Here is a 5,531-nt window from a genome sequence, read left to right on the forward strand (position 1 = left end):
ATGTGTTAAGGGCCACCCCGGGTGGGGTGGCCCTTAACAGTGTGAATGTCCGGCGGCGTCCTACTCTCCCACGACCTCCCGGTCGCAGTACCATCGGCGCTGGCGGGCTTAACTTCCAGGTTCGGAATGGAGACTGGGTGTTTCCCCGACGCTATGGCCACCGAAACAATATGAGAACACTATCAACCTGCACCAAGCCACAAACCCCTGTTCAGGGTTTGGTTGCTGGGGGCTGACCGTATTCCGGGAACCGTACAGTGAACGCGAACATCAGTTACATAGCGCAGGCTTTTCGACGTTTGACAACCGTCCCGTTACAGGGGGTTGTGTGTGTGACAAGCCCTCGGCCTATTAGTACCAGTCAGCTCCACACCTTGCGGCGCTTCCACTTCTGGCCTATCAACCCAGTGGTCTACTGGGGGCCTTACCCGGTTAACCCGGTGGGAGACCTCATCTTGAAGCGTGCTTCCCGCTTAGATGCTTTCAGCGGTTATCACTCCCGAACGTAGCCAACCAGCCGTGCTCCTGGCGGAACAACTGGCACACCAGAGGTTCGTCCACCCCGGTCCTCTCGTACTAGGGGCAGCCCTTCTCAAGTCTCCTGCGCGCGCAGCGGATAGGGACCGAACTGTCTCACGACGTTCTAAACCCAGCTCGCGTGCCGCTTTAATGGGCGAACAGCCCAACCCTTGGGACCTACTCCAGCCCCAGGATGCGACGAGCCGACATCGAGGTGCCAAACCATCCCGTCGATATGGACTCTTGGGGAAGATCAGCCTGTTATCCCCGGGGTACCTTTTATCCGTTGAGCGACGGTGCTCCCACATGCCACCGCCGGATCACTAGTTCCGACTTTCGTCCCTGCTCGACATGTCTGTCTCACAGTCAAGCTCCCTTGTGCACTTACACTCGACACCTGATTGCCAACCAGGCTGAGGGAACCTTTGAGCGCCTCCGTTACCTTTTAGGAGGCGACCGCCCCAGTCAAACTACCCACCAGGCACTGTCCCTGATCCGGATAACGGACCAAAGTTAGACAGCCAGAACAATCAGAGTGGTATTTCAACGATGACTCCACCCGAACTGGCGTCCGAGCTTCACAGTCTCCCACCTATCCTACACAAATTGTACCGACCACCAATACCAAGTTGTAGTAAAGGTCCCGGGGTCTTTCCGTCCTGCTGCGCGTAACGAGCATCTTTACTCGTAATGCAATTTCGCCGAGTCCACGGTTGAGACAGCGCCCAAGTCGTTACGCCATTCGTGCAGGTCGGAACTTACCCGACAAGGAATTTCGCTACCTTAGGATGGTTATAGTTACCACCGCCGTTTACTGGCGCTTAAGTTCAAAGCTTCGCCGGCCTGAGCCGACTAACCTGTCCCCTTAACGTTCCAGCACCGGGCAGGCGTCAGTCCGTATACATCGAATTACTTCTTCGCACGGACCTGTGTTTTTAGTAAACAGTCGCTTGGGCCTGGTCTCTGCGACCATCACCGCTTCCACCAGCAAATGGTGTCACGGATCCGGTCCCCCTTCTCCCGAAGTTACGGGGGCATTTTGCCGAGTTCCTTAACCATGGTTCACTCGATCGCCTTGGTATTCTCTACCTGATCACCTGTGTCGGTTTGGGGTACGGGCGGCTCTAACACTCACTGCGAAGTTTTTCTCGGCAGCATGGGATCATCCACTTCCCCTGAACGGGTCCGCCTCGGCTCTCAGGCTATGTGAGACACGGATTTGCCTATGCCTCGCCCTACCACCTTGCCCGCGGATCAGCTTGCGCCTACCATCGCCGCGGTTGGACTACCCTCCTGCGTCACTCCTCAATGCACCTACTACCACCTCGGGCCGAACAGTCCACCGATCCGTCCGAAGACATCACAGCTTCACGTCCTTAGCATCAGCGGGTTCGGTCGGGTCGTGTTAATGCCGGTACGGGAATATCAACCCGTTGTCCATCGACTACGCCTGTCGGCCTCGCCTTAGGTCCCGACTTACCCAGGGCAGATTAGCTTGACCCTGGAACCCTTGATCATCCGGCGGACGGGTTTCTCACCCGTCATTCGCTACTCATGCCTGCATTCTCACTCGTGCAGCATCCACAACTCCATCACTAGGCTGCTTCACACGCTGCACGACGCTCCCCTACCCACCCACACACCTGGATGTCCTAAAACACCGGGTACTTGTGTGAGTGCCACAGCTTCGGCGGATTGCTTGAGCCCCGCTACATTGTCGGCGCGGAATCACTTGACCAGTGAGCTATTACGCACTCTTTCAAGGGTGGCTGCTTCTAAGCCAACCTCCTGGTTGTCTGGGCAACTCCACATCCTTTTCCACTTAGCAATCGCTTAGGGGCCTTAGCTGGTGATCTGGGCTGTTTCCCTCTCGACTACGGAGCTTATCCCCCGCAGTCTCACTGCCGCGCTCTCACTTACCGGCATTCGGAGTTTGGCTGATTTCGGTAAGCCGGTAAGCCCCCTAGACCATCCAGTGCTCTACCTCCGGTAAGAAACACGCGACGCTGCACCTATATGCATTTCGGGGAGAACCAGCTATCACGGAGTTTGATTGGCCTTTCACCCCTATCCACAGGTCATCCCCCAGGTTTTCAACCCTGGTGGGTTCGGTCCTCCACGCGGTCTTACCCACGCTTCAACCTGCCCATGGATAGATCACTCCGCTTCGGGTCTAGAGCATGCGACTAAAGCGCCCTATTCAGACTCGCTTTCGCTACGGCTACCCCACACGGGTTAACCTCGCCACACACCACTAACTCGCAGGCTCATTCTTCAAAAGGCACGCCGTCACACCCCACAAGGAGATGCTCCGACGGATTGTAGGCAACCGGTTTCAGGTACTATTTCACTCCCCTCCCGGGGTACTTTTCATCTTTCCCTCACGGTACTAGTCCGCTATCGGTCACCAAGAAGTATTTAGGCTTAGCGGGTGGTCCCGCCAGATTCACACGGAATTTCAAGAGTCCCGTGCTACTTGGGAAAACACTCAAGAGTCACTGTCTTACGCCTACAGGGCTATAACCCACTACGGCTCAACATTCCAGAAGATTCGACTTCAACAGTGATTGATAACTCTTCGACACCACGGCATTAGTGTCAGAATGCTCCCACGACCCCACATGCGCAACGCACGCCGGCTATCACACGCACATGGTTTAGCCTCATCCGCTTTCGCTCGCCACTACTCACGGAATCACTTTTGTTTTCTCTTCCTGCGGGTACTGAGATGTTTCACTTCCCCGCGTTCCCTCCAGAACCCTATGTGTTCAGGCACTGGTAACTGGCTTTAGAATGCCAGCTGGGTTTCCCCATTCGGACACCCCCGGATCACAGCTCGGTTGCCAACTCCCCGGGGCTTATCGCAGGCTCCAACGTCCTTCATCGGCTCTTGGTACCAAGACATCCACCGATTGCCCTTAGTAGCTTGTCACAAAACAAACATACAAAAAGCAAAATTACGCTACAAAGAGATGCTCGCGTCCACTATACAGTTCTCAAAATACGGGCAGGACAACCAACCTCAACCCGACACCTACCAAGAAGAACCCTCACCCAGGGAAACAACACACCCGGTGCAAGAACCCCCTCGACGGTTTATCGAAGGCCGGCCCCAGCCACCCACCACACCAACTCACACCAGTGTGACAGTGACCCTAGAAAAACCAGTCCCCGAACCCCCAGGACGAATCCTGTGAGCCAGGGCCCGATTCCTCAGGACCCAACAGCGCGCCTCGGCGATCCACTCGGCCACTCCACGTTCCACGCCCACAACAGGGGCAGTACTAGCTTCAGCGACTCCGCTTCAACACCTAATGGTCAATGTTCCACATTCCGAAGCACCATCGCCCAAGAACATTCGCCTTGGAAACGATGAATGGACACCAGACTCTGACGAGCCGGCGCCGTATGCTCCTTAGAAAGGAGGTGATCCAGCCGCACCTTCCGGTACGGCTACCTTGTTACGACTTCGTCCTAATCGCCAGCCCCACCTTCGACGGCTCCCTCCACAAGGGTTAGGCCACCGGCTTCGGGTGTTGCCGACTTTCATGACGTGACGGGCGGTGTGTACAAGGCCCGGGAACGTATTCACCGCAGCGTTGCTGATCTGCGATTACTAGCGACTCCGACTTCATGGGGTCGAGTTGCAGACCCCAATCCGAACTGAGACCGGCTTTTTGGGATTCGCTCCACCTTACAGTTTCGCAGCCCTTTGTACCGGCCATTGTAGCATGCGTGAAGCCCTGGACATAAGGGGCATGATGACTTGACGTCATCCCCACCTTCCTCCGAGTTGACCCCGGCAGTCTCCTATGAGTCCCCACCATCCCGAAGGACGTGCTGGCAACATAGGACGAGGGTTGCGCTCGTTGCGGGACTTAACCCAACATCTCACGACACGAGCTGACGACAGCCATGCACCACCTGTATAGGACCCTTACGGACCCCGCATCTCTGCGAGATTTCCCTATATGTCAAACCCAGGTAAGGTTCTTCGCGTTGCATCGAATTAATCCGCATGCTCCGCCGCTTGTGCGGGCCCCCGTCAATTCCTTTGAGTTTTAGCCTTGCGGCCGTACTCCCCAGGCGGGGCGCTTAATGCGTTAGCTGCGGCACGGAGGACGTGGAATGTCCCCCACACCTAGCGCCCAACGTTTACGGCGTGGACTACCAGGGTATCTAATCCTGTTCGCTACCCACGCTTTCGCTCCTCAGCGTCAGGTAAGGCCCAGAGAGCCGCCTTCGCCACCGGTGTTCTTCCTGATATCTGCGCATTCCACCGCTACACCAGGAGTTCCGCTCTCCCCTGCCTACCTCTAGTCTGCCCGTATCGGAAGCAGGCTCGGGGTTAAGCCCCGAGTTTTCACTCCCGACGTGACGAACCGCCTACGAGCCCTTTACGCCCAATAATTCCGGACAACGCTCGGACCCTACGTATTACCGCGGCTGCTGGCACGTAGTTGGCCGGTCCTTCTTCTGCAGGTACCGTCACTCTCGCTTCGTCCCTGCTGAAAGAGGTTTACAACCCGAAGGCCGTCATCCCTCACGCGGCGTTGCTGCGTCAGACTTTCGTCCATTGCGCAATATTCCCCACTGCTGCCTCCCGTAGGAGTCTGGGCCGTGTCTCAGTCCCAGTGTGGCCGGTCGCCCTCTCAGGCCGGCTACCCGTCGACGCCTTGGTAGGCCATTACCCCACCAACAAGCTGATAGGCCGCGAGCCCATCCCCAACCGCCAGAACTTTCAACCAACCACCATGAGACGGTCAGTATTATCCGGTATTAGACCCCGTTTCCGAGGCTTATCCCAAAGTTGAGGGTAGGTTGCTCACGTGTTACTCACCCGTTCGCCGCTCGTGTACCCCCGAAGGGGCCTTACCGCTCGACTTGCATGTGTTAAGCACGCCGCCAGCGTTCGTCCTGAGCCAGGATCAAACTCTCCGTTGAAAACTATGACAAACCGGCAAAACCGGTGAGCCGACAATCGGAAAAGCGATCCTTTGAATCAGAAACAA

Annotated in this window: 3 rRNA genes; all 3 read right to left on the reverse strand. The window is 56.6% G+C overall.

What is annotated here, in order from left to right:
• Nucleotides 1-47 precede the first annotated feature (47 nt).
• A 5S ribosomal RNA gene (gene rrf / locus ACIA58_RS41490) occupies nucleotides 48-165 on the reverse strand.
• A gap of 166 nt (nucleotides 166-331) precedes the next feature.
• Nucleotides 332-3,451: ribosomal RNA gene (locus ACIA58_RS41495) — 23S ribosomal RNA — on the reverse strand.
• 487 nt (nucleotides 3,452-3,938) lie between these two features.
• Nucleotides 3,939-5,463: ribosomal RNA gene (locus ACIA58_RS41500) — 16S ribosomal RNA — on the reverse strand.
• The 16S, 23S and 5S rRNA genes sit together here, the layout of an rRNA operon.
• Nucleotides 5,464-5,531 lie beyond the last annotated feature (68 nt).

Origin of the sequence: Kribbella sp. NPDC051586 (genome assembly GCF_044453965.1) — a bacterium.
Taxonomy (GTDB): domain Bacteria; phylum Actinomycetota; class Actinomycetes; order Propionibacteriales; family Kribbellaceae; genus Kribbella.